Origin of the sequence: Streptomyces sp. NPDC046203 (genome assembly GCF_040646255.1) — a bacterium.
Taxonomy (GTDB): Bacteria; Actinomycetota; Actinomycetes; order Streptomycetales; family Streptomycetaceae; genus Streptomyces.
The window spans coordinates 23,996-45,572 of record NZ_JBEYZX010000017.1 but is presented as its reverse complement, the minus strand read 5'-3'; the positions used below and the strand labels follow the sequence as shown (position 1 = coordinate 45,572).

At 70.6% G+C, this 21,577-nt stretch carries 19 protein-coding genes and 1 pseudogene; 5 read left to right on the top strand and 15 right to left on the bottom strand.

The window, feature by feature from the left end; all coding sequences use genetic code 11:
- Positions 1-121 precede the first annotated feature (121 nt).
- On the bottom strand, positions 122-388 hold the full coding sequence (locus tag ABZ990_RS15775) for a DUF4229 domain-containing protein (RefSeq protein ID WP_361231112.1): 267 nt from the start codon (positions 386-388) through the stop codon (positions 122-124).
- Positions 389-497: 109 nt separating this feature from the next.
- Here ABZ990_RS15775 and ABZ990_RS15770 point away from each other — a divergent pair, with 109 nt between their 5' ends.
- On the top strand, positions 498-1,031 hold the full coding sequence (locus tag ABZ990_RS15770) for a GNAT family N-acetyltransferase (protein ID WP_361231110.1): 534 nt from the start codon (positions 498-500) through the stop codon (positions 1,029-1,031).
- Positions 1,032-1,239: 208 nt separating this feature from the next.
- On the opposite strand, the gene mqnE is transcribed toward ABZ990_RS15770, so the two are convergent.
- The gene (mqnE, locus tag ABZ990_RS15765; RefSeq protein ID WP_361231108.1) at positions 1,240-2,403 is read right to left on the bottom strand and encodes an aminofutalosine synthase MqnE; all 1,164 of its coding nucleotides are present in this window, start codon (positions 2,401-2,403) and stop codon (positions 1,240-1,242) included.
- Between the two features lie 214 nt (positions 2,404-2,617).
- A complete protein-coding gene (locus tag ABZ990_RS15760) occupies positions 2,618-3,073 on the bottom strand; it encodes an Lrp/AsnC family transcriptional regulator (RefSeq protein WP_359884046.1) in 456 nt (151 codons plus the stop codon).
- 112 nt (positions 3,074-3,185) lie between these two features.
- Between ABZ990_RS15760 and ABZ990_RS15755 the strand changes: the two genes are divergently transcribed.
- Entirely contained in the window at positions 3,186-3,326 is a 141-nt protein-coding gene (locus ABZ990_RS15755) for a hypothetical protein (protein ID WP_361231106.1), read from the top strand.
- Positions 3,327-3,595: 269 nt separating this feature from the next.
- Here ABZ990_RS15755 and ABZ990_RS15750 read toward each other — a convergent pair whose 3' ends face one another.
- From ABZ990_RS15750 to ABZ990_RS15735, 4 genes are all read right to left on the bottom strand, one after another.
- Positions 3,596-4,288: a UbiX family flavin prenyltransferase gene (locus ABZ990_RS15750; protein WP_361231229.1), complete on the bottom strand. Its 693-nt coding sequence runs from the start codon at positions 4,286-4,288 to the stop codon at positions 3,596-3,598.
- Positions 4,289-4,335: 47 nt separating this feature from the next.
- A complete protein-coding gene (locus tag ABZ990_RS15745; protein WP_361231104.1) occupies positions 4,336-4,938 on the bottom strand; it encodes a Uma2 family endonuclease in 603 nt (200 codons plus the stop codon).
- 61 nt (positions 4,939-4,999) lie between these two features.
- Positions 5,000-5,902 carry a menaquinone biosynthesis prenyltransferase MqnP gene (gene mqnP / locus ABZ990_RS15740; protein WP_361231102.1) on the bottom strand — a complete coding sequence of 301 codons (903 nt, stop codon included), beginning with the start codon at positions 5,900-5,902 and terminating at the stop codon, positions 5,000-5,002.
- Complete coding sequence (locus ABZ990_RS15735) at positions 5,899-7,356, bottom strand: menaquinone biosynthesis decarboxylase (protein ID WP_361231100.1); 1,458 nt, start codon at positions 7,354-7,356, stop codon at positions 5,899-5,901. Before ABZ990_RS15735 ends, mqnP begins: the two co-directional genes overlap by 4 nt.
- Before the next feature lie 99 nt (positions 7,357-7,455).
- On the opposite strand from ABZ990_RS15735, the pseudogene ABZ990_RS15730 reads away from it, so the two are divergent.
- The 3 genes and pseudogenes from ABZ990_RS15730 to ABZ990_RS15720 form a co-directional block, all read left to right on the top strand.
- Positions 7,456-7,833: pseudogene (locus ABZ990_RS15730) on the top strand (PLD nuclease N-terminal domain-containing protein); the annotation flags it as partial.
- A 370-nt stretch (positions 7,834-8,203) separates the two neighbouring features.
- On the top strand, positions 8,204-10,432 hold the full coding sequence (locus tag ABZ990_RS15725) for a hypothetical protein (RefSeq protein WP_361231098.1): 2,229 nt from the start codon (positions 8,204-8,206) through the stop codon (positions 10,430-10,432).
- Positions 10,433-10,436: 4 nt separating this feature from the next.
- A complete protein-coding gene (locus tag ABZ990_RS15720; protein ID WP_361231096.1) occupies positions 10,437-11,972 on the top strand; it encodes a hypothetical protein in 1,536 nt (511 codons plus the stop codon).
- Positions 11,973-12,020: 48 nt separating this feature from the next.
- On the opposite strand, the gene ABZ990_RS15715 is transcribed toward ABZ990_RS15720, so the two are convergent.
- From ABZ990_RS15715 to hemL, 8 genes are all read right to left on the bottom strand, one after another.
- Positions 12,021-12,755: an SRPBCC domain-containing protein gene (locus ABZ990_RS15715; protein WP_361231094.1), complete on the bottom strand. Its 735-nt coding sequence runs from the start codon at positions 12,753-12,755 to the stop codon at positions 12,021-12,023.
- A 64-nt stretch (positions 12,756-12,819) separates the two neighbouring features.
- The gene (gene ccsB / locus ABZ990_RS15710; RefSeq protein WP_361231092.1) at positions 12,820-13,923 is read right to left on the bottom strand and encodes a c-type cytochrome biogenesis protein CcsB; all 1,104 of its coding nucleotides are present in this window, start codon (positions 13,921-13,923) and stop codon (positions 12,820-12,822) included.
- Complete coding sequence (locus tag ABZ990_RS15705) at positions 13,920-15,761, bottom strand: cytochrome c biogenesis protein ResB (protein ID WP_361231090.1); 1,842 nt, start codon at positions 15,759-15,761, stop codon at positions 13,920-13,922. The genes ccsB and ABZ990_RS15705 overlap by 4 nt, the downstream gene beginning before the upstream one ends.
- Positions 15,762-15,769: 8 nt before the next feature.
- Positions 15,770-16,513 (bottom strand): cytochrome c biogenesis protein CcdA, encoded by a 744-nt coding sequence (locus tag ABZ990_RS15700; protein WP_361231088.1) that lies wholly within the window; start codon positions 16,511-16,513, stop codon positions 15,770-15,772.
- Between the two features lie 13 nt (positions 16,514-16,526).
- Positions 16,527-17,138, bottom strand: coding sequence for a TlpA disulfide reductase family protein (locus tag ABZ990_RS15695; protein ID WP_361231086.1), 612 nt, complete (start codon positions 17,136-17,138; stop codon positions 16,527-16,529).
- A gap of 369 nt (positions 17,139-17,507) precedes the next feature.
- The gene (locus tag ABZ990_RS15690) at positions 17,508-18,848 is read right to left on the bottom strand and encodes a hypothetical protein (RefSeq protein WP_361231084.1); all 1,341 of its coding nucleotides are present in this window, start codon (positions 18,846-18,848) and stop codon (positions 17,508-17,510) included.
- 329 nt (positions 18,849-19,177) lie between these two features.
- Complete coding sequence (locus ABZ990_RS15685; protein ID WP_361231228.1) at positions 19,178-19,825, bottom strand: histidine phosphatase family protein; 648 nt, start codon at positions 19,823-19,825, stop codon at positions 19,178-19,180.
- 83 nt (positions 19,826-19,908) lie between these two features.
- Positions 19,909-21,234: a glutamate-1-semialdehyde 2,1-aminomutase gene (gene hemL / locus ABZ990_RS15680; RefSeq protein WP_361231082.1), complete on the bottom strand. Its 1,326-nt coding sequence runs from the start codon at positions 21,232-21,234 to the stop codon at positions 19,909-19,911.
- Positions 21,235-21,577: the final 343 nt, after the last annotated feature.

Here is a 21,577-nt window from a genome sequence, read left to right as displayed (position 1 = left end):
CCCGGACGGAAGCCCTTGGGGCCCGTCCGGGGTGTGACTGTGTGATTGTGAGGAAACTTACGCGCCTCTTACGCCGTTTCCAGCAGGCGCGGCGCGCGCCCGGCACGTACTTCCCAGGCGGCTAGGCGGCGTCCTCGGCGGAACGGTTCGACTCCAGGCGGGTCTTCGCCCGGTCGACCTTCCGCACGATCTCGACACTCATGTCGTCGCGCTGCTTGCGCAGCAGGATGAAGCTGAGCGGAGCGGAGACGACCACCGACAGCACGAGGACCCACAGCAGGTTGGAATCGCCGAGGCCGCGCGGCAGCACACGGGCGTAGACCAGGCCCCACAGCACGGCGAAGCTGCCGGCGAAGATGCCGAGGCGCATCAGGGTGTAGCGGAGCATGCGAGTTCCTCCCATACCGGACGAGCGTCCTTCCAGTGAAACACGCGCGGGCGCGAAGCCCGGGAGCGGGGCCCTTGAGCGGCCGATCCGTAAGGGATACGGTCCATCCATGACCCTTACCTTCACGCTCGACCCCGCCGTCGACCCCGCCCTGCGCGACGGCATCCTCGACCTCTGGGCGGACGTCTCCAACGCGGGTGGCGCCGTCGGCTTCGTCCCGCCCGTGACGCCGGAGGAGATCCGCCCGGCGCTGCTGCGGCAGATGCTGACGATGGAGGAGGGCCGCACCCGGCTGCTCGTGGGCCACGACGAGGACGGCCGGGTGGCCGCCACCGCCTTCCTCGCCTTCAACACGGACGACCTTCAGGCGCACTGGATCTGGCTGTACACGGTGATGGTGCACCCCGGCCACCAGGGCAAGGGGTACGGACGCGCACTGATGGACGCGGTCGAGCGGACGGCCCGGACCGCCGAGGGCTTCGAACGCGTCGAGGCGATCCGGCTGAGCTGCCGCGGCGGCCTCGGCCTGGAGGACTTCTATACGCGGGCCGGCTACAAGGAGGTCGGCCGCGTCCCGGGCGCCGTCCGGGTGGCCCCGGGTGACGACCGCGACGACATCATGATGCTGCTGCCGCTGGGCTGACCCGTACGGGGAGATCCGTACGGGGAAGTCCGTACGGGCGTGGGGCCGGCGCCGTACAGGAACCGGACCGGCACCGGACCGGCACCGGGTCGAGCCGGACCGCGCCACCCACCACGCGCAGCACGAGGGCGCCGCACCCGTGCCCCGTACGGATTCCCCCGTACGGGCACCGGCCCGGCGCCCTGTCACGTCGCGTCGTACCTCGTAGTCAGACCCGCATCGGCTGCGGCGACTCGCGGCGGCCCGCGTCCGGGCCCGGGTACTCGCGGATGATCTCGTAGCGCGTGTTCCGCTCCACCGGCCGGAAGCCGGCGTCCTGGATCAGCTCCAGGAGGTCGTCGCGGGTCAGCTTGTTCGGGGTGCCGTAGTTGTCGGCGTCGTGCGTGATCTTGTACTCGACGACCGAGCCGTCCATGTCGTCGGCGCCGTGCTGGAGCGCCAGCTGGGCGGTCTGGACGCCGTGCATCACCCAGAACACCTTGACGTGCGGAACGTTGTCGAACAGCAGCCGCGAGACGGCGAACGTCTTCAGGGCCTCGGCGCCGGTGGCCATGGTGGTGCGGGCCTGGAGCCGGTTGCGGATCTTGCCGTCCTTCATGTCCACGAAGTCGTGCTGGTAGCGCAGCGGGATGAAGACCTGGAAGCCGCCGGTCTCGTCCTGGAGCTCACGCAGCCGCAGCACGTGGTCGACGCGGTGGCGCGGCTCCTCGATGTGCCCGTAGAGCATCGTGGCCGGGGTCTTGAGCCCCTTCTCGTGCGCGAGCCGGTGGATCCGGGACCAGTCCTCCCAGTGGGTGGAGTGGTCCACGATGTGCTGCCGGACCTCCCAGTCGAAGATCTCGGCGCCGCCACCGGTCAGCGACTCCAGGCCGGCCTCGATCAGCTCGTCGAGGATCTCCGAGGCCGACAGGCCGGAGATGGTCTCGAAGTGGTGGATCTCGGTGGCGGTGAACGCCTTGAGGGAGACGTTCGGGAGCGCCTTCTTCAGCTCGGAGAGCGAGCGCGGGTAGTAGCGCCAGGGCAGGTTGGGGTGCAGCCCGTTGACGATGTGCAGCTCGGTGAGGTTCTCGCCCTCCATCGCCTTCGCGAGGCGCACGGCCTCTTCGATGCGCATGGTGTAGGCGTCCTTCTCGCCGGGCTTGCGCTGGAAGGAGCAGTAGGCGCAGGAGGCGGTGCAGACGTTGGTCATGTTCAGATGCCGGTTGACATTGAAGTGCACCACGTCGCCGTTCTTGCGGGTCCGGACCTCGTGGGCCAGTCCGCCGAGCCAGGCGAGGTCGTCCGACTCGTACAGGGCGATGCCGTCCTCACGGCTCAGCCGCTCTCCGGCGAGGACCTTCTGCTCCAGCTCACGCTTGAGCCCCGCGTCCATACGGCCGCCTCCCACTCTCTGCTACGTACTGCACGAACCCGCTCGTGCCGCTGCTACTCGTATCCATACCTGCTACCGCTGCCCGCACGAGGGCGCCCGAAGGGCTCCCCCACGGTACTCCCACCCCACCGGGCTCCCCGGCCCGGACCTCGTCGGTTCGGGTGGCGTGGCCCCGGATCCCGTCGGCTCGGACCGCTCGGACCGCTCAGACCGCTCAGACCTCTTCGGGCAGCTCGCCGACGCGGTTCTCCCACTTGGTGGAGAGCACGATGGTCGTACGGGTGCGGGAGACGCCCTTCGTGCCGGACAGCCGGCGGATCGTCTTCTCCAGTCCGTCGACGTCGCTGGCGCGGACCTTGAGCATGAAGGAGTCGTCGCCGGCGATGAACCAGCAGTCCTCGATCTCCGCCAGGTCCTTCAGCCGGCGGGCCACGTCCTCGTGGTCGGCGGCGTCGGACAGCGAGATGCCGATGAGCGCCGTGACGCCGAGGCCGAGGGAGGCCGCGTCGACGGTGGCGCGGTAGCCGGTGATGACACCGGCGGCTTCGAGACGGTTGATGCGGTCGGTGACGGAGGGGCCGGAGAGCCCGACGAGACGGCCCAGCTCGGCGTACGAGGCCCGGCCGTTCTCACGCAAAGCCTGGATGAGCTGCCTGTCCACGGCGTCCATAGGAAAAAACCTTCCATTGTCCAGCGATACCGCGAGTATAGGTGTAGAATCTAAGGCATACAGGGGGGACACCCTGTGAATTCATTAGTGGATCAACAACGAACTTTCAGGAGTGGTGATCACCGTGTACACGATCGAGATGGCCTACGCCCGCATGCGCGAGCTGCAGGACCTGGCCAACCGCTCGCGTGCCCACCAGCCGTCCCAGCGGAAGCGCGGCCCGAAGGCGAAGACTGCCGCGAAGAAGCGCTGATCAGAGCGCTGCCGACGACGTTTCTTACCCCGACGTCGGCTCCCGCGCTCACCCAAGCGTCGACCGCGGTGCTCACCGAAGCACCGCCGGACGCGCTGACCGGCCCGGTGGCCGGCCCCCCACGACGGGCCGGCCACCGGGCCGCGGTGTAGGCCCCTACGGGTTCGGCCCCCTCGGGGGAAGCCCCTACGGGTTCGGCCCTTGGGGGCTCGGCCCTTACGGGTTCGACCCCGAGGGGTTCGGTCCCCAGGGGTTCAGCCCTTACGGGTTCAGTCCTTACGGGAAGCGGCTCCACCCAGCTCTCCTTCCCACCGGCGGTACAGCGTGTGCGGCACGCCCGCCGCGTCGAGCACCCGCCCCGCGACGAAGTCCACCAGGTCCTGGATGTGTGTCGCGCCCGCGTAGAACGCCGGGGAGGCCGGCAGCACCACGGCGCCCGCCTCGTCCAGCGCCACCATGTGCTTCAGCGTCTGCCCGTTGAGCGGGGTCTCCCGTACGGCGACGACCAGCGGCCGCCGCTCCTTGAGCGTCACGCTCGCGACCCGCTGGAGCAGATCCTTCGACAGCCCGAGCGCGACCCCCGCCACCGAGGCGGTCGACGCCGGCACGATCAGCATCCCCTTCGCCGGGTACGACCCCGAGGACGGCCCGGCGGCCAGATCCCCGGCCGGCCAGTACCGCACATCGGCGAGCGCATCGCCGTAGGCGTCGAGATCGACATCGAAGGTGTGCGGCTTCCCGTCGGCGCCGCGCGCCAGCCACGCCGCCAGATCCTCGCGCCAGTGCGCGTCCCGGAAGGCGATGCCCGTCTCGTCGAGCAGGGTCAGCCGCGACGCCCGCGACACCACCAGGTCGACGCTCTCTCCCGCCGCGAGCAGCCCTCGCAGTACGGCGGCGGCGTACGGCGTCCCGGACGCTCCCGACACCCCCACGACCCACGGACGACGCTGCTGTTTGTTCACCGGCTCCACGCCGACGAGCCTATCCGGCCCTGATCGGGGCCGACGCGTCAGGCTTTCGGGGCGACGGGGAGGGGGACCGTGTCGATGTGGAGCTTGCCGAACCTCGTGTCGACGGGGACCGTGTCGCCGTACGGGAAGGTGTCCCGGCCGAGGTAGCCGTCGGGGCCCGGGTACCGCAGGGCCACACAGTGCCCCTGGTACGGATCGAAGACCAGATAGTCACGGATGCCGCGCCGGGCGTACGCCCGGTTCTTGACCTCGTAGTCGTTGCGGATACTGCTCGGCGAGACGACCTCGATCACCAGCTCGATCAGCTCCGGTGAGTAGGCGCTCAGATTCCGGTCCGCCGCCGCAGCCGGGATCACCGCCAGGTCGGGGCAGAACTCGTTGTCGTCGTCGAAGGGGACGACGACGTCGCTGATGAAGCCCCACTCGCCGGGCAGCTGCGTGTCCAGGGCCGCCCACAGCATCCAGACGGTGGTGTTGTCGTGCGGCCGGAGCGGGCACAGCACAAGGGATCCCTCGACGATCTCCGCCCGGTGGCCCGGGAACGCGTCCTCGTACCGGGCCAGCCGCGCGTACGGCCCGCCGGGCTCGACGTACGACCCGCCGGACTCCGTGCCCGGTCCGCCGGGCTCGACGTACCTCATGCCGGCCTCCCTGTCTCCGTCTCCGCGCGCGCGACGTACGGACGGAGACAGGCCGACGTAACTACACGCCCAACCCCCGCGCCACGAGATCGAGCAGCGCGCACACGAACAGGGCAATGCCGATGAAGCCGTTGACCGTGAAGAACGCCCGGTTCAGCCGGGACAGGTCGTGCGGCCGTACGATCGCGTGCTCGTAGCAGAACGCGGCCGCCACGATCAGCAGACCGCCCCAGAAGAACGCGCCCGCGTCCGTGACCAGCGCGTACCAGACGAGCAGGGCCGTGGTGACGACGGCGGTGACCCGCGCGCCCCACAGCGCCGCCGGGATGCCGAAGCGGGCCGGGACGGACTTCACGCCGTGCGCGCGATCCGCCTGGACGTCCTGACAGGCGAAGATCAGGTCGAAGCCGCCGATCCAGACGCCGACCGCGACACCGAGGATCGCCGCGTCCCAGGACCACTCCCCCGTCACCGCGAGCCATGCGCCGACCGGGCCGATGGACTGGGCGAGGCCGAGGATGGCGTGCGGGAAGTTCGTGAACCGCTTGCCGTACGGATAGATCACCATCGGCACGACCGCGAGCGGCGCGAGCGCGAGGCAGAGCGGGTTGAGCAGCGCCGCCGAGCCGAGGAACACGGCGAGGGCGACGCCGGCGCCGGTCCACGCCGAGCGCACGGACACCGCGCCGGTCACCAGCTCGCGGTTGGCGGTGCGCGGGTTACGCGCGTCAATCTCGCGGTCGATGATCCGGTTGCAGGCCATGGCGAAGGTCCGCAGACCCACCATGCAGACGGTGACCAGGAGCAGCGTCCACCAGTGGACCGACTGGTCCAGCTGGTACATGGCGGTGAGCGCGGCGATGTACGCGAAGGGCAGCGCGAAGACCGAGTGCTCGATCATCACGAGGCGCAGGAAGGCCTTGGTGCGTCCGGGCCGGGCGCCCGGGACGGCGGCGGTGGTCACAGCCCGTACTCCTTCCAGCGGCGGTCGACCAGGGCCGCCGTCGCCGGGTCGGACTCGACCATGTCGGGCCAGCCGCCGTCGCGGGTGTAGCCCTCCTCGGGGAGCTTCTTCGTGGCGTCGATGCCCGCCTTGCCGCCCCAGAACTGCTGGTAGGAGGCGTGGTCGAGATGGTCGACCGGGCCTTCGACGACGGTGAGGTCGCGGGCGTAGTCGGTGTTGCCGAGGGCGCGCCAGGACACCTCGTGGAGGTCGTGGACGTCGCAGTCCTTGTCGACCACGATGATCAGCTTGGTCAGCGACATCATGTGCGCGCCCCAGATGGCGTGCATGACCTTCTGCGCGTGCTTCGGATACTTCTTGTCGATCGAGACGATCGCGCAGTTGTGGAAGCCGCCCGACTCCGGCAGGTGGTAGTCGACGATGTCCGGCACGATGATCTTGAGGAGGGGCAGGAAGAAACGTTCCGTGGCCCGTCCCAGCGGTCCGTCCTCGGTCGGCGGGCGGCCGACGACGATCGACTGGAGCAGCGGACGCTTCCGCATCGTCACGCAGTCGATCTTCAGTGCGGGGAACGGTTCCTGCGGGGTGTAGAAGCCCGTGTGGTCGCCGAAGGGGCCCTCCGGCAGCATCTCGCCCGGCTCCAGCCAGCCCTCGATCACGACCTCGGCCTGCGCCGGGACCTGGAGCGGGACGGTCTTGCAGTCGACCATCTCGATCCGCTTGCCCTGCACGAAGCCGGCGAACAGGTACTCGTCGATGTCGCCGGGCAGCGGCGCGGTCGAGGCGTACGTGACGGCCGGCGGGCAGCCGAAGGCGATGGCGACCGGCAGCCGCTCGCCGCGCTCCGCCGCGACGGCGTAGTGGTTGCGGCTGTCCTTGTGGATCTGCCAGTGCATGCCGATGGTGCGCTTGTCGTGGCGCTGGAGGCGGTAGAGGCCGAGGTTGCGCACGCCGGTCTCGGGGTGCTTGGTGTGGGTGAGGCCCAGGTTGAAGAAGGAGCCGCCGTCCTTGGGCCAGGTGAACAGCGCGGGCAGCTGGTCGAGGTCGACGTCGTCGCCGGTGAGGACGACCTCCTGCACGGGGGCGTTCTCGGCCTTCACCTTCTTCGGCGGCACGTGGACCATCGAGCCCAGCTTGCCGAAGGCCTCGCGGACGCCGACGAAACCGTGCGGCAGCTCCGGCTTGAGCAGGCCGCCGATCTTCTCGCTGATCTCCTCGTACGACTTCAGCCCGAGGGCCTTCAGGAGGCGGCGGTCGGTGCCGAAAACGTTCATCGCCAGGGGCATCGCCGAGCCCTTGACGTTCTCGAAGAGGAGGGCCGGGCCGCCCGCCTTGTTCACGCGGTCGACGATCTCCCCGACCTCCAGGTACGGGTCGACTTCGGCCTTGATGCGCTTGAGGTCGCCTTCGCGCTCGAGCGCCCTGAGCAGCGAGCGGAGATCGTCGTAAGCCATAGGGGCAAGTATCCGCCACCGGCTAGGCTGGGCCCTTCACCGGGGCCGCGAAGCGCGTCCCGCTCACCCTTCCCAGGCGCTTCCAAGGGGCTGTTCCACATGCTCAGGGCACTGATCTTCCTTCTGCCGCTGGCGCTGCTGATCTACGCCTTCATCGACTGCCTGAACACCCCCGAGGACGAGGTCCAGCACCTGCCCAAGGTGGTCTGGATCCTCATCATCCTGCTCTTCGCGATCGTGGGGCCGGTCGGCTGGATCGCCGCCGGCAAGAAGCGCGCCGCAGCCCGTGCGGGCGGTGCCCTGGCCGGCGGCGCGTGGAACAACCGCGACCAGCGACGGCAGGAGTGGGTCGCCCCCGACGACAACCCCGAGTTCCTGGCCTCGCTGCGCGAGGAGAACAACAAGAAGGACGAGTCGCTCCTGAAGGACTGGGAGGCCGACCTGCGGCGTCGCGAGGAGGAACTGCGGCAGCGGGAGCGGGACGGGCAGGCGGAGTCGGGCGGCGCGGATGAGTCGGGTGGCCGGAGCGGCGCGGGCGGCCGGGATGGGCTGGGCGAGTCGGGCGGCGCGGATGAGTCGGGTGGCCGGGGCGGCGCGGGTGGCCGGGGCGGGCTGGGCGAGCAGCGGCGGCGGGACGAGGACGGCGAGAGGGCCTGAGGCGGGGGCGGGGGCATGCCCACCGCCGAGTACGCGCGACACGTGCGTGCCTCGCCGTGACCACCACCCGCCACTGACCCGTTCCACCCCGCGATTCCCTCGATAAAGCCCCGCCCCATTCCAACTCCCCCTCTATATCCTTGACTTGAGATGTGACGGGACGCATCTGGTGGGATCCGGGGGATGGTGAATGGACAGGGACCTGTACGGCCGGGAGGCGGTGTTCCACCGCACCGGGCTCGCCGCGCGACTGGTCGGGCTCGACGGGGAACGGCTGTCCGGGGTGCGGTACGAGCACGGGGACGATCCGCCGGTCGTCGTGTTCACCGGCGGGCGCGGGATGGGCAAGACCGCGCTGCTCAAGCAGCTGCGCAACGCGTACAAAGGCGCCACCCCGCTCGCCCTGATCGACTGCGCGCGCATCGAGCCGCCCGCCGACCACGGCCGGGGCTGGACGGAACTCACCGGCGCGCTCGCCGAGTTGGCGGTGCAGCTGGCGCCGAAGGTGACGGGGGCGAAGGCGGTGGAGTTCCCGCGGCTCTCGCTCGGGCTCGTCGCCGTCGCGTCGATCAGCTGGACGCAGGAGGACGAGGAGCGCGCGCAGCGCGATCTCCAGCGCCTTGGACCGGTGTTGTCGACGGTCGACGCGGCCAAGGGTGCCGCCACGAACTGGGTCGCCAAGGTGCTCACCAAGCTCGCCGCGACCTTCGCCGAGAGCGCCGTCCCGCTCGCCGGGCTGCTCGCGGAGGCGACCGTGGAGACCGTCCTGGAGGAGGTCTTCGGGCGGGTCCAGAAGAAGTCGGACAGCTGGTACGGGAGTTACCGCAACGCGGGCGGGCGCGGGAAGGCCGGTCTCCAGCAGCTCGCCATCGACTTCGACCAGGGCGGCCGGCGCCGCCAGGAGGCCGAGGACTTCCTCGTCGGCGCGCTGATCGAGGATCTGGGCCAGGCCTACCGGGGGTTCACCCGGGCCGGCACCCGGCGCGGCCGCCCCGTCCTGCTCCTCGACAACGCCCACGGCGAGCTCGGCCGCCGGCTGCTCGAACCGATCCTGCGGGCCCGCGACGACGGGCGCCGCGACAAGGTCGTCGTGTTCGCCGCCTCCCGGGTCCACGAGCACGAGGGCATGCGGCACGCCCACCGGACGCGGCTGCCCGAGACCGCGCACCGGGCGCCCGCGCCGCGCGGCGGCGACATCACCTCCGGCATCCTCGCGGTCGCCCTCACCCCGCTCTCCCCGGCCCAGGCGCAGGCCGCCTTCGACCGGCTCGACCCGTCCGGGCTCACCCCGCCCGACCTGGCCCGGGGCGTGCACCGGCTCACCGGCGGCCGGCCGCTGGGCGTGACGCTGCTCGGTCAGGCCGCCGCCGAGACGCCCCGCGCCGAGCGGGGCTTGCTCACCCCGGGCGCCCTGCTCGACCTGAGCGTGGAGCTGCGCGAGGACGCGCACCCGGTGCCGGTGGCCCCGGCGCTGCTCCGGGCGCTGCTGCCGCAGCCGCGCCTGGAGCCGTTCACCGTGCTGGCCGCCGCGCACGACGAGGAGTCCGCGCGGCTGCTCGCCCGCACCCGGCTGCACACCGAGTCCCGGGACGGGGACATGGCGCTGCGGGTACGCGACGAACTGCGCGCCGAGGACTGGCCGGAGGGCCCCGAGCACTTCGTCGCCGACCCGCTGCTGCGCGCGCTGCTCCTGCACCGGCTGCGTTTCGGCGACGGCGACCATCCCCGGCACTCCGCCTGGCGGGCCGTCCACGAGACCCTGCACCGGCACTACGACCGCGCCGAGCAGCGTCCGTACCGGCTGTTCCACGAACTGGCCCTCGGCCGGGTCGACGACGCGGTCACCCATCTGCGTGTCACGTTCCCCGAGCCCGATGTGATCGGCTGGCTCGGCCGGCTCCGGTTCATCGCCTCGGCCCCGTACCCGCACACCGCCGCCCGCCCGTCCGGCCCCGACCCGCGCCGGGCCGTCGCCCTCGGCCGCGAAGCGACGGACGCCGGAAGCTCCCGGGACGGCGGTCGCTCCCGGGACGGCGCCGGCTCCCGCGACGGACGCGACGGACCCGACTCCCGGGACCCCCGAGACCCGCGCGACCCCCGGGACCCCCGCGACCCCCGGGACCCGCACACCACCCCGGATCCCTCGGCCGGTCCGCCGCTGCCCGCCGGGCTCGACGCCGAGGCGGTCTCCCTGCACCTGTCCCTGCGCCGGCTGCTGCACGCCCTGTGGCTGCTCACCGATCCCCTCGCCCTGCCCGACGGCGAGGTGACCGAGAAGATGGCCCACGAGCTGCGCCAGCTTTCCGGCCGTCATCTGACGGGCAACAGTCCGCTGTGGGACGCGGCCACGCACTGGCCGAGAGACATTCACGCCTGGCGCCGGCCGTCGCTGCCGCCGGGCCGCGAGGACGGAGTCTGAGGCGATGGCCAGCCGACTGCGCAACCGCTATCTCTTCACCACGCGGCAGAAACTCCTCGCCGCGCTGGTCGCCCTGGTCCTGGTCGGCGTACCGCTCGGCTGGGGCATCAAGAAATGGACCACCCCGGAGGACCGTTCCTGCGCGCCGGGCGTCGAGCGCCCGCAGGGGTCGGACGAATGCGTCGGCGTCAACGGCTCCGGCTTCGCCTTCGGCGTGCCCGAGCTCGCCGAGATCACCGGGCTCATCGGCCACGAGAACGGCGTGCTCAAGCAGGGCGGGTACGTCACCGTCGCCATCCTGCTGCCGTTCACCTCCACCGACCCCGGCATGCGGGCCAAGGTCCTGCACGAACTCCAGGGCTCCTACGCCCGCCAGTACTGGGAGAACAACAAGGCCAACGGCCGCACCCCGAAGATCCGGCTGGTCCTCGCCAACACCGGCAACGAGAACGTCCACTGGGAGCATGTCGTCCAGCAGCTGAAGGGCATGACGGGCGCCCCCGACCGGCTGCGCGCGGTCAGCGGTGTCGCCACCTCCTCCCCCGAGATCCGCAGCTCCGTCGCCGCCCTCACCAAGGCGAAGATCGCCGTCGTCGGCACCACCATCACCGCCGACGACATCGCCAACGGCCCGGACCACAACGACTTCCCCGGCCTCGCCCGGGTCTCCCCCACCAACAAAGACGAGGCCAGGGCGCTGCCCCTCGGCAAGGTCGACGCCGGCCGGACGCTGATCGTCCAGGACACCCGTACCGACGACCACTACACCAACACCCTCAAGGCGGCCTTCGCCACCGCCCTCAAGGGCCGCACCCCCTACGAACCGGCGGTGTTCACCTCGCCCCCGGACTCCACCGCCGAGGGCACCACCTCCAACATCTTCAACAAGATCGCCTCCCGGGTCTGCGAGACGCAGTCCGAGACGGTCCTGTTCGCCGGCCGCCACACCCAGCTGCGCCAGTTCATCAACGAGCTCGGCGGACGCGGCTGCGCCGCGCGTTCCTCCGTCACCGTCCTCACCGGCGACGAGGGCTCCTACCTGGGCTCGGACCCCAAGCTCGACCGCAAGGCCCTCACCGCCCGGCTCACCGTCCGCTACGCCGCGCTCGCGCACCCCGACGCCTGGCGGGCCGCGACCAACCCGAAGCTGCCGAAGACGGGCGGCTCGGAGGCCGACTACGACACCTTCCTGGAGGCCGTCTCGCACGCCTCCAAGAAGCCGGTGCCGCTGGGCGACGGGCAGGCGATCATCGCGTACGACGCGATGGCGACGGCCGTGCACGCCATCCGCGAGGCCGCCCAGGGCAAGCCGTACCCGGAGCCGTCCGACGTCGGCCAGCAGTGGCCGCAGGTCACCGGCGAGCTGCAGCGGGTGAACGGGGCGAGCGGCTGGATCTGCCTGGACAACTACGGCAACCCGTTCAACAAGGCGGTGCCGATCGTGTCGCTGACCCCCGAGGGCACCCAGCGGTTCGAGTCCATCGCCTGGCCGGAGGGCAAGGCACCGACGCCGAACTGTCTGAAGCCGAACCCGAAGTAGTCGCGCGGGGAGCGGGGCGGGCCTCGGGGCTCCCCCGCTTCCCCGGCCCTACGGCTCCCATACGGGCCACAGGGCCTCGTCCCGGGCGTACGCCTCGCGCAGCTCGCGCCGGCGTACGCCCGGCTCACGTACCCCTGCTTCACGTACCCCTGCTTCCCGTACGCCCGCCACACGAGCCCCGGCACCGCTCCCGGCGGCTCGGCCCCCGGCAGCTCGGCCCCCGGCAGCTCGGCCCCCGGCAGCTCGGCCCCCGGCAGGATCGTCGTCCAGCGCCTCGGCCAGCCGTTCCAGGTGCGCGTGCCAGTCGGCGAGCCGGTCGATCCGGTCCTCGGAGGTGCCGCGCACCTCCGCCGTGAAACGCAGGACGGCCGACCCGGCCGCGTCCGTCCGGCCCGGTTCCAGATGGAACCGGATCCGGCCGTGCGGCGGATCGGCCGTGTCGGCGGCGATGGCGGCGGTACGGGCGGTGGGACCGGCGCGGGCCGCCCTGCCCGGGTGTGGGTGTGGGTGTGGCGGATCGAGCGTGTACTCGGCCACGTACTCCGGGTCCCAGGCGGTCACCCGGCCGTCCACGTACTCGGCCCCGTCCGGCCCGCGCAGCGTGACGCGCCCGCCGAGCCGGGGCTCCAGCGAATCCGTCGCACCGAGCCACCGGGCCAGGCCCTCGGGCGAGGCGACGGCGTGCCAGACGTGCCCCATCGGGTGCGGGAGGTCGACCACGTACCGCAGCAGATGGCGGTCGATGTCGTGGGTCTCGCTCCTGCCCCGGGGTATCTCGGTCATATCTCCAGCGTGGCCCCGGCGGGCGGAGTCCGCCCGCCGGGGCCACGACCGGAAAAAACCCAGGTCAGACGCCCGCGTACGAGTGCAGGCTGTTGACGAAGATGTTCACGCCGTAGAAGTTGAACAGGTAGCAGGCGAAGGCGACGAGCGCGATGTACGCCGCCTTGCGGCCCTTCCAGCCCGCCGTGGCGCGCGCGTGCAGGTACGCGGCGTAGGCGACCCAGGTGATGAAGGACCAGACCTCCTTGGCGTCCCAGCCCCAGTAGCGGCCCCACGCCTCGCCGGCCCAGATCGCGCCCGCGATGATCGTGAAGGTCCACAGCGGGAAGAACGCGGCGATGACCCGGTAGGCGAACTTGTCGAGCGTCGCGGCGGCCGGCAGCCGCTCCAGGACGGAGCGGGCGAAGCCGCTCGGGTCGCCGCCGTTGGCCAGCTTGTTCTCGTACGAGTCGCGGAACAGGTACAGCACGGTGGCGACGGCGCCGAGGTAGAAGACCGAGCCGCAGACGATCGCGGTGGAGACGTGGATCCACAGCCAGTACGAGTGCAGCGCCGGGACGAGCTGGTCGCTGTCGGTGTACAGCACGGTGGTGGCGAGGCCGAGGACCAGCAGGACGGTCGTGACCAGCGGCAGACCGATCCAGCGGACGTTCTTCTTCGCGGCGAGGAAGACGAGGTACGCGACGACCGCCACCGTGGAGAGGGTGATCGAGAACTCGTACATGTTGCCCCAGGGGGCCCGCTGCACGGAGAGCGCGCGCGTGAGCACGCCGCCGGCCTCCAGGAGGGCGGCGAGGGCGGTCAGCGAGACCGCGATACGGCCGTACAGATCGCCCTTGACGGTGCCGCCGGCCGCGCCGGGGCCGTCCGGGACGTCGCGGGAGCCGGACGCGGAGCGGGTGACGACCTTCGGCCGGTCGAGCACGGCGGTGCCGCCGCCGGCCGTCTTGACCTGGACGGTCACGGCCGGGGCCGCGGCGCCCTCGGCACCGGCGCCGGATCCGGCGCCGGTGAGCGCGGCGGCGGTACGGCCGACCTTGCTGCGGCTGCCGAACACCCACTCGGCGATATGGGCCATGAAGGCCAGTGTGTAGACGGCCATCGAGGAGTAGACGAGATAGTTGCTCGTCTGCGCCAGGCTCTCGTTGGTCGCGGCGGCGAGGATCACTTGTCGGCCTCTCCAGCTTGGGCAGGTTCTGCTGCGGCTTCGGCAGTGGTGGGTGAGGGGTCCGGGACGGCGGTCTCCGGATCGGGGGAATCCGGGACAGCGGTCTTCGGGACGGCGGTCTTCGGGACGGCGGAATCCGAGAAGGTGTCCGAAGGAGCCTCCGGAGCGGCCGGTGCCTGCGCGTGGAGCGTCGCGGCCAGTTCGGCCAGCTCCTCGGGCAGCCGGGCCGACTCGCTGCGGCCGAGGCCGGCCATCTCGACGACGGTGACGCCGTCCGCGCCCCGTACGGCCCTGACCCAGATCCGGCGGCGCTGGATGAACAGCGATCCGGCGAGGCCGGCGATCGCGGCGATCGCGCCCGTGAGGGCGAGACCGTTGCCCGGCTGCTCGGAGATCTGGAAGCTCGCCCACTCCCGGATCTCCTTCTCGAAGGTGACCGAGCCGGCGCCGTTCGGGAGCTTCATCGTCTCGCCCGGCAGCAGGCGCTGGGCCTTGCCGGTGCCGCCCGCGACCGAGAACTGCTTCATCTTGGACGTGTCCAGCTGGTACACGTTCTGCGGCAGACCGGAGTCCACGCGCAGGTCGCCGTGGTAGCCGGTGAGCGCCATGACGGGGAAGTCCGCGGCGGGGAACTGGGACATCATCGTGCCCTTGCCGGCGCCCGCGAAGGTCGGCACGAAGAAGGCCTGGAAGCCCAGCTGCTCCTTCTTGCCGTTCTTGTCGCGGTAGCCGTCCATCACCTTGATCGCACCGGTCGAGGTGATGTTGTTGTCGATCGGCAGCAGCGGCACGGGCTCGCTCATGACGACCTTGCCTCGGCCGTCGCGGACGGTGACCACGGGCGCGTAGCCGTGGGAGATCAGATAGACCTTGGAGCCGGCGACCTTCAGCGGCTGGTTGACCCGGATGACGCCCTTCTTGTCGGGGCTGCCGGGCTCGGAGTACGTGACGGCGGCCTCGAAGGTGCGCGGGGTGCCGCGCTGCGGGCCGTTCTTCTCGTACGTACCGGTGAACTTGTCCAGCTTGAAGCTGAACGGCTGGAGGTCCTCCAGTCCGAACCACGAACCCGACTTGAAGTCGTCGTACGAGGTGATCGTGTTGGAGAAGCCGTCGCCCTCGACGATCAGCCGGCCGCCCTCGGACTTGAGCAGCTGGCCCCAGGCGAAGGCGACCAGCATGACGATGAGGGAGACGTGGAAGATCAGGTTGCCGGCCTCGCGCAGATAGCCCTTCTCGGCGGCGACGGCGTCGCCGGCGGTGTGGGCGCGGAAGCGGCGGCCCTTGAGCAGCTTCAGGGCGGCCTCGCGGACCTGCTCCGGCTCGGCCTCGCTGCGCCAGGTGGTGTACGCGGGCAGCCGGGTGAGGCGCTTCGGGGCGCCCGGCGGGCGGCCGCGCAGCTGGCCGACGAACTGCCAGGTGCGGGGCACGATGCAGCCGATGAGCGAGACGAACAGCAGGATGTAGATCGCGGAGAACCACACCGAGCTGTAGACGTCGAAGAGCTGGAGCTTCTCGTAGATCGGCGTCAGCGTCTCGTGGGCGTCCTTGAAGGCCTGCACCTTCATCTCGTTCGCGCTGTTCTGCGGGATGAGGGAGCCGGGGATGGCGCCCAGGGAGAGCAGGAACAGCAGGATCAGGGCGACCCGCATGGACGTCAGCTGCCGCCAGAACCAGCGGATCCAGCCGATGACGCCGAGGCGGGGGCCGCCGAGCAGGGCCTCGGCGCTCTCCTCGCGGGGGGCGGTGGACAGCTGGGCGCCGGCCGCGCCGAGGTCCTGCTCGGTGGTGCCCGGCGTGCCGGTGGGGTCGGTGGTATCCGTCGTGTCGGTCGTGCTCATCTCGGCTCTCAGATCCCCACCGTGAAACCAGTGGACCAGCTCTGCATCGTGGAGACCATGCTGTCCCACGCTCCTGTGAGGAGCAGGACACCGGTCACGATCATCATGCCGCCACCGATCCGCATCACCCACGCGTAGTGCTTCTTCACCCAGGTGAACGCGCCGAGTGCCTTGCGGAAGGCGACGGCGGTGAGGATGAAGGGGATGCCGAGACCGAGGCAGTACGCGAAGGTCAGGAGCGCTCCGCGGCCGGCGCTGGCCTGCTGGGCGGAGAGCAGTTGCACGGCGCCGAGCGTCGGGCCGATGCACGGGGTCCAGCCGATGCCGAAGAGCGCGCCCAGCACGGGCGCGCCGACGAGCCCGGTCGAGGGCCGCTTGTGGAAGCGGAACTCGCGCTGGGTGAGCCACGGCATGAGGCCCATGAAGAAGACGCCCATGAGGATCATGAGCACGCCGAGGATGTTCGACAGGATCCCGCTGTACTTCTGGAGGGTCCAGCCGAAGAAGCCGAACAGCGCGCCGCCGGAGACGAACACGGCGGAGAAGCCGAGGACGAAGAGGGCGGCACCCGTGGTCATCCGGCCGCGCCGGGCGTCGCCGAGGTCGGTGCCGGTGACCCCGGTCACGTAGCTCAGATAGCCGGGGACGAGCGGCAGGACGCACGGCGAGAAGAAGGAGATCAGTCCGCCGAGGACGGCGACCGGCAGCGCGAGCAGCAGCGCGCCGTTCAGGACCGTCTGATTGGGATCCACGTCGAATTCCCCGTCACTTCTCGGCGAGGAGCGGGTCGATCATGGAACGGAGCTTGGTCTCGTCGAGACCCATCAGCGAGCGCGCCGCGATCTTCCCCTCCTTGTCGAGGATGATCGTGGTGGGAATGCCCTGGGGATTCAGGGTGCCCTTGGGGAACCCTTCGAGAATGATCTTTCCGTAGGGGTCGAAGAGGCTCGGATACGGAATGCCGAACTCCTCGTCGAAGGCGATGCCCTTGGAGGTGGCGCCGTCCCGGGTGTTGATCCCGACGAACTCGACGTCGGCGCCCTTGCTCTTCAGCTCCTTCGCCGCCTTGGCGAAGTGCGGTGCCTCGCCCCGGCAGGGCGCACACCACGAGCCCCAGACGTTGAGGACGACGACCTTGCCCTTGAGATCGGCGACGTCGAGCTGCTTGCCTTCGAGGGTCTTGCCCGCGAGCTTGCCGGTCGCGGTGCGCTCGCCCTTGGCGACGGTGGAAATACCGCCCGAGCTGGTCACGAAGTTGGTACCACCGCCGCCTCCGGACTTCCCGTTGGAGTCGGAGCTGCACGCGGTCAGCGCCAGTGCGGCGGCCAGGAAAACGGCTGCCGTCAGGGCGCGACGAGGGGCACGGCTAAGGCTCATGTGAAAAGTTTCGCATGGGCGATTCGCGGATCTTGGGCGCCCCCCTACGTGCCCGTAAAGCCCCTTGTCAAGGCGGGCTAAGTCTGCTTCCCGGATTTTCGGGGTTCGGCGGGATTCCGCAGCGGCCGTCGGGGGCCGGCGGGGCGCGCCAGGGGGATGGCAGTGGGACGGCAGGGGCGCCGCCGGAGGACGTCGGAAGCGCCCCCGCGAAATCCCGGGGAAGGACCGGGGTTCCCCCGTGGATCCCCTCAGGGAACCCTCACGGGGTTCACAGGGGATCCACAGGAGAGGGCCAGAGGTCGCTCAGGGATCGGTCGGGGGTCGCCCAGGGAGATCCCCAGTCCCCAGGAAGGTTTCTCCGGGAATGCCTCAGGAGGTGGTGCCGGCCCCGTCACCCGCACCCGTACCGCTGCCGCCCGTCGCCCCGGTTCCGGTCCCGGTTTCAGGCCGGAGGAAGGTGTTCCATCCGCCGGCCGGGGACTGGCCGACCTCCAGGGTCCGCAGCTTGGCGAGGATCTTCGGGTCCTGGACGTCCAGCCAGTCCGTGAACTGCTTGAAGGAGACGAGCCGGACGTCCTTCTTCCCGGCCATGCCCTTCAGGGCCTCCTCGACGGCGTCCATGTAGATGCCGCCGTTCCACTGCTCGAAGTGGTTGCCGATGAAGAAGGGGGCACGGTTCGACTCGTACGCGCGATGGAAACCGGCCAGGTACGCCTCGGCGGCCTGCTTGCGCCAGCCGGGGTAGTTCGCGGGCACACCCTGGGTGGAGTTCTTGGACTGGTTGGCGAGCATGTTGTAGTCCATCGACAGGACCTCGAAGCTGTGGCCGGGGAAGGGCACGGCCTGGAGCGGGAGGTCCCAGATGCCGCCGCGCTTGACCGGCCACATCTGCCGGCCGCCGGGCGAGCTGGCGTCGTAGCGCCAGCCGAGCCGCTTGGCCGTGGGCAGCAGATTGTCCTGGCCGAGCAGGCAGGGGGTGCGGCCGCCGACGAGTTCCTTGGTGTAGTCGAAGGGCAGCGGGTCGAGGTCGTCCCAGCCGCTGTTGGTCTTCCACTTCGTCACGAAGCCGATGGCCTGGTCGATCTCGTTCTGCCACTGGGCCGGGGTCCAGTGGGCGACGGAGCCGGAGCCGGCGCAGAAGTGGCCGTTGAAGTGGGTGCCGATCTCGTGGCCGTCGAGCCACGCCTGGCGGACGTACTTCAGCGTCTGCTTGATGTGGTCGTCGGTGAGGTAGCCGATGTCGGAGGCGCCGACGCCGTTGTTCGGCGGACGGTAGAGGTTCTTCTTCGACTCGGGCAGGAGGTAGAGCCCGGAGAGGAAGAAGGTCATCGCCGCGTCGTGCTGCTTGGCGAGCTCCAGGAAGCGGGGGAAGAGGCCGTTGCCGACCTCGCCGGCGCCGTCCCAGGAGAAGATCACGAACTGGGGCGGGGTCTGACCGGGTTCGAGCGGCACCGGGGCCCCCGGCTGGTGCGGCTGCTTTCCGGTGTCGGCGGTGGAACCGTCGCCGATGGGACGGGCGTCCCTCTCCGTGGGCGAGGCGGGGGAACCGGGACCGCGGCTCGCGTCGCCACCCCGGCCCGGACCGGAGTTCCCCGCTCCGCCCTGGCTTCCCGCCCCGCATCCCGCGACACCGAGGGCGGCGGCCGCGCCGACTCCCGCTCCGAGGAGCCTCCGTCGACTGACCCCGTTGACTCCGCTGACCCCGCGCATGGCATCCCCATTCCCGTTGACGCCCGACGAAAAGCCGAACGTCATACGAACCGACAATCAGTGAGATGCCGGAAGGAAGCGGGAGGTTCCGGGAATACGAACAGAAATTCCAAGGCGACCGGGAATCGACACATTCCCGGTCGCCTTTGTGATGGTTGAGGAGATCCTGTGAACCCCTCACCACGCACGGATGAATCCGTACAAACTACGCCAAATGCGTCACAGCACGCTCATGCCCGACGGGCCGCGCCGGGCCGCGAGGAGCCGCGCGGGGCCGCTCGGGTGTCCCCGGCCTCAGGCCACGACAGCAGAGGATGTACGGGCTTCGCCTACGCGCCGAACGCCTTCGCCTTGCCCGGCACCGGCTTGGCCCCGGCCCGCAGGTGCGCCGGCACCAGGTCGAGCGCCGGCTCGCTGTAGCCCACCGAGACGATCTTGTCGCCCTGATAGGTGAAAGACGTCAACGAGGCGAGCGTGCACTGCCGGCGGCGCGGGTCGTGCCACAGCCGGCGCTTCTCCACGAAGCTGCGGACGATCCAGATCGGCAGCTGGTGGCTCACGCAGACCGCCTCGTGCCCGCGCGCCGCGTCCTTCGCCGCGTCGAGCGCGCCCATCATGCGCACGACCTGCTCGACGTACGGCTCGCCCCAGGACGGCCGGAACGGGTTGGTCAGGTGCTTCCAGTTGGCGGGCTTGCGCAGCGCGCCGTCGCCGACGCCGAAGGTCTTGCCCTCGAAGACGTTCGCCGCCTCGATCAGCCGCTCGTCGGTGGCCAGGTCCAGGCCGTGCGTCTTGGCGATCGGCGTCGCCGTCTCCTGCGCGCGCTCCAGCGGCGAGGCCACGACATGGGTGATGTCCCGGCCGGCCAGGTGCTCGGCGACCCGGTCGGCCATCTGCCGGCCCAGCTCGGAGAGGTGGTAGCCGGGGCGGCGGCCGTACAGCACGCCCTCCGGGTTGTGCACCTCGCCGTGCCGCATCAGATGGACGACGGTGATGTCGTCGCTCTTCGCGGGCTTGCCGTTCTTGCCGTTCAGAGCGTTCGTGGCGTTCGTGGCGTCGCTCATGCCTGCGCCTCCGCACCGTCGGTGGCCTCGGCGGCGGCACGGGCGGCGGCCGGCAGGGCGGCGGCGATCCGCTCGATGGCCCGCTCGTCGTGGGCGGTGGACACGAACCAGGACTCGAAGGCCGACGGCGGCAGGTAGACGCCGTCCGCGAGCATCGAGTGGAAGAACGCGTTGAAGCGGAACGCCTCCTGCTTCTTCGCGTCGTCGTAGTTCCGCACCTCGTCCGAGGTGAAGAACACCGAGAACATGTTGGACGCGGTCTGCACCCGGTGCGCCACGCCCTCCTTGGCGAGCGCGCCGGTGACCAGACCGCGGATCTCCGCCGAGACGGCGTCGACCTTGGCGTACGCGGCGTCGTCGAGCAGCCGCAGCTGCGCGAGGCCGGCGGCGGTCGCGATCGGGTTACCGGAGAGGGTGCCCGCCTGGTAGACCGGACCCGCCGGGGCGAGGTGGCCCATGACGTCGGCACGGCCGCCGAAGGCCGCGGCCGGGAAGCCGCCGCCCATGACCTTGCCGAAGGTCATCAGGTCGGGGCGGACGCCGTCGACGCCGTACCAGCCGGCCCGGCTCGTCCGGAAACCGGTCATGACCTCGTCGGAGATGTACAGCGCGCCGTTCTCGCGGCACAGGTCCGCGAGCCCCTGGTTGAAGCCGGGCAGCGGCGGGACGACACCCATGTTGCCGGGCGACGCCTCGGTGATCACACAGGCGATCTCGCCCTGGTGCGCGGCGAACGCGGCCCGGACCGCCTCCAGGTCGTTGTACGGCAGCACGATCGTGTCGCCGGCCTGCGCACCGGTCACACCGGGCGTGTCGGGCAGGCCGAAGGTGGCCACACCGGAACCGGCGGCGGCGAGCAGCGCGTCCACGTGACCGTGGTAGCAGCCGGCGAACTTGACGACCTTGGCGCGGCCGGTGAACCCGCGGGCCAGCCGGATCGCCGACATGGTGGCCTCGGTACCGGACGAGACCAGACGTACCTGCTCGACCGGCTCGACACGGGCCACGATCTCCTCGGCGAGCGCGACCTCGCCCTCACCCGGCGTACCGAAGGAGGTGCCGCGGGCCACGGCCGCCTGCACGTCCGCGAGCACCTCGGGGTGCGCGTGGCCGAGAATCATCGGACCCCACGAGCAGACCAGGTCGACGTACTCGCGACCGTCCGCGTCGGTGAGGTACGGACCGCTGCCGGACACCATGAACCGGGGCGTACCGCCCACGGCCCGGAAGGCCCGCACCGGAGAGTTCACGCCGCCGGGCGTCACGACGGAGGCGCGGTCGAAAAGCGTCTGTGAGACTGGGGCTTCGTATGAATACGGCACTAGAGTTCCTGACCTGCGATTCGAAAGGCGGGTACGGCGGGGTGTGAGCGCCCTGTGAATGACGCCGGGGCGCGCGTCCTCCCCGTCTGCAAAACTGGGGCCTCAAAGGGATGGCTCACACAAACCATGGTGTCAGAGGCCACGGCGATCTTGCGGACAGGTGTTTCACCGCAGGAGCGCGGGGGAGGTCAGTCACTGACACGATGATCGGGCCGCGCCGCGGAAACGTGCGGCCTGGAACAGCAGTCGGGTGGAGATATGCATCGCGGTGGCGGACCGGGCGAGGGGACTGACGACCTGGGTCCCGATCCTGTCCGGCGGGGGAGGCACCGGCGCCGGCGGA

Excerpts from the sequence above, each read along its gene's own strand:
- ABZ990_RS15775 (WP_361231112.1), bottom strand. The coding sequence starts at position 388 with ATGCTCCGCTACACCCTGATGCGCCTCGGCATCTTCGCCGGCAGCTTC.
- ABZ990_RS15770 (WP_361231110.1), top strand. The coding sequence starts at position 498 with ATGACCCTTACCTTCACGCTCGACCCCGCCGTCGACCCCGCCCTGCGC.
- mqnE (WP_361231108.1), bottom strand. The coding sequence starts at position 2,403 with ATGGACGCGGGGCTCAAGCGTGAGCTGGAGCAGAAGGTCCTCGCCGGA.
- ABZ990_RS15760 (WP_359884046.1), bottom strand. The coding sequence starts at position 3,073 with ATGGACGCCGTGGACAGGCAGCTCATCCAGGCTTTGCGTGAGAACGGC.
- ABZ990_RS15745 (WP_361231104.1), bottom strand. The coding sequence starts at position 4,938 with ATGAGGTACGTCGAGCCCGGCGGACCGGGCACGGAGTCCGGCGGGTCG.
- ABZ990_RS15735 (WP_361231100.1), bottom strand. The coding sequence starts at position 7,356 with ATGGCTTACGACGATCTCCGCTCGCTGCTCAGGGCGCTCGAGCGCGAA.
- ABZ990_RS15725 (WP_361231098.1), top strand. The coding sequence starts at position 8,204 with ATGGACAGGGACCTGTACGGCCGGGAGGCGGTGTTCCACCGCACCGGG.
- ABZ990_RS15720 (WP_361231096.1), top strand. The coding sequence starts at position 10,437 with ATGGCCAGCCGACTGCGCAACCGCTATCTCTTCACCACGCGGCAGAAA.
- ABZ990_RS15715 (WP_361231094.1), bottom strand. The coding sequence starts at position 12,755 with ATGACCGAGATACCCCGGGGCAGGAGCGAGACCCACGACATCGACCGC.
- ABZ990_RS15705 (WP_361231090.1), bottom strand. The coding sequence starts at position 15,761 with ATGAGCACGACCGACACGACGGATACCACCGACCCCACCGGCACGCCG.
- ABZ990_RS15695 (WP_361231086.1), bottom strand. The coding sequence starts at position 17,138 with ATGAGCCTTAGCCGTGCCCCTCGTCGCGCCCTGACGGCAGCCGTTTTC.
- ABZ990_RS15690 (WP_361231084.1), bottom strand. The coding sequence starts at position 18,848 with ATGCGCGGGGTCAGCGGAGTCAACGGGGTCAGTCGACGGAGGCTCCTC.
- ABZ990_RS15685 (WP_361231228.1), bottom strand. The coding sequence starts at position 19,825 with ATGCGGCACGGCGAGGTGCACAACCCGGAGGGCGTGCTGTACGGCCGC.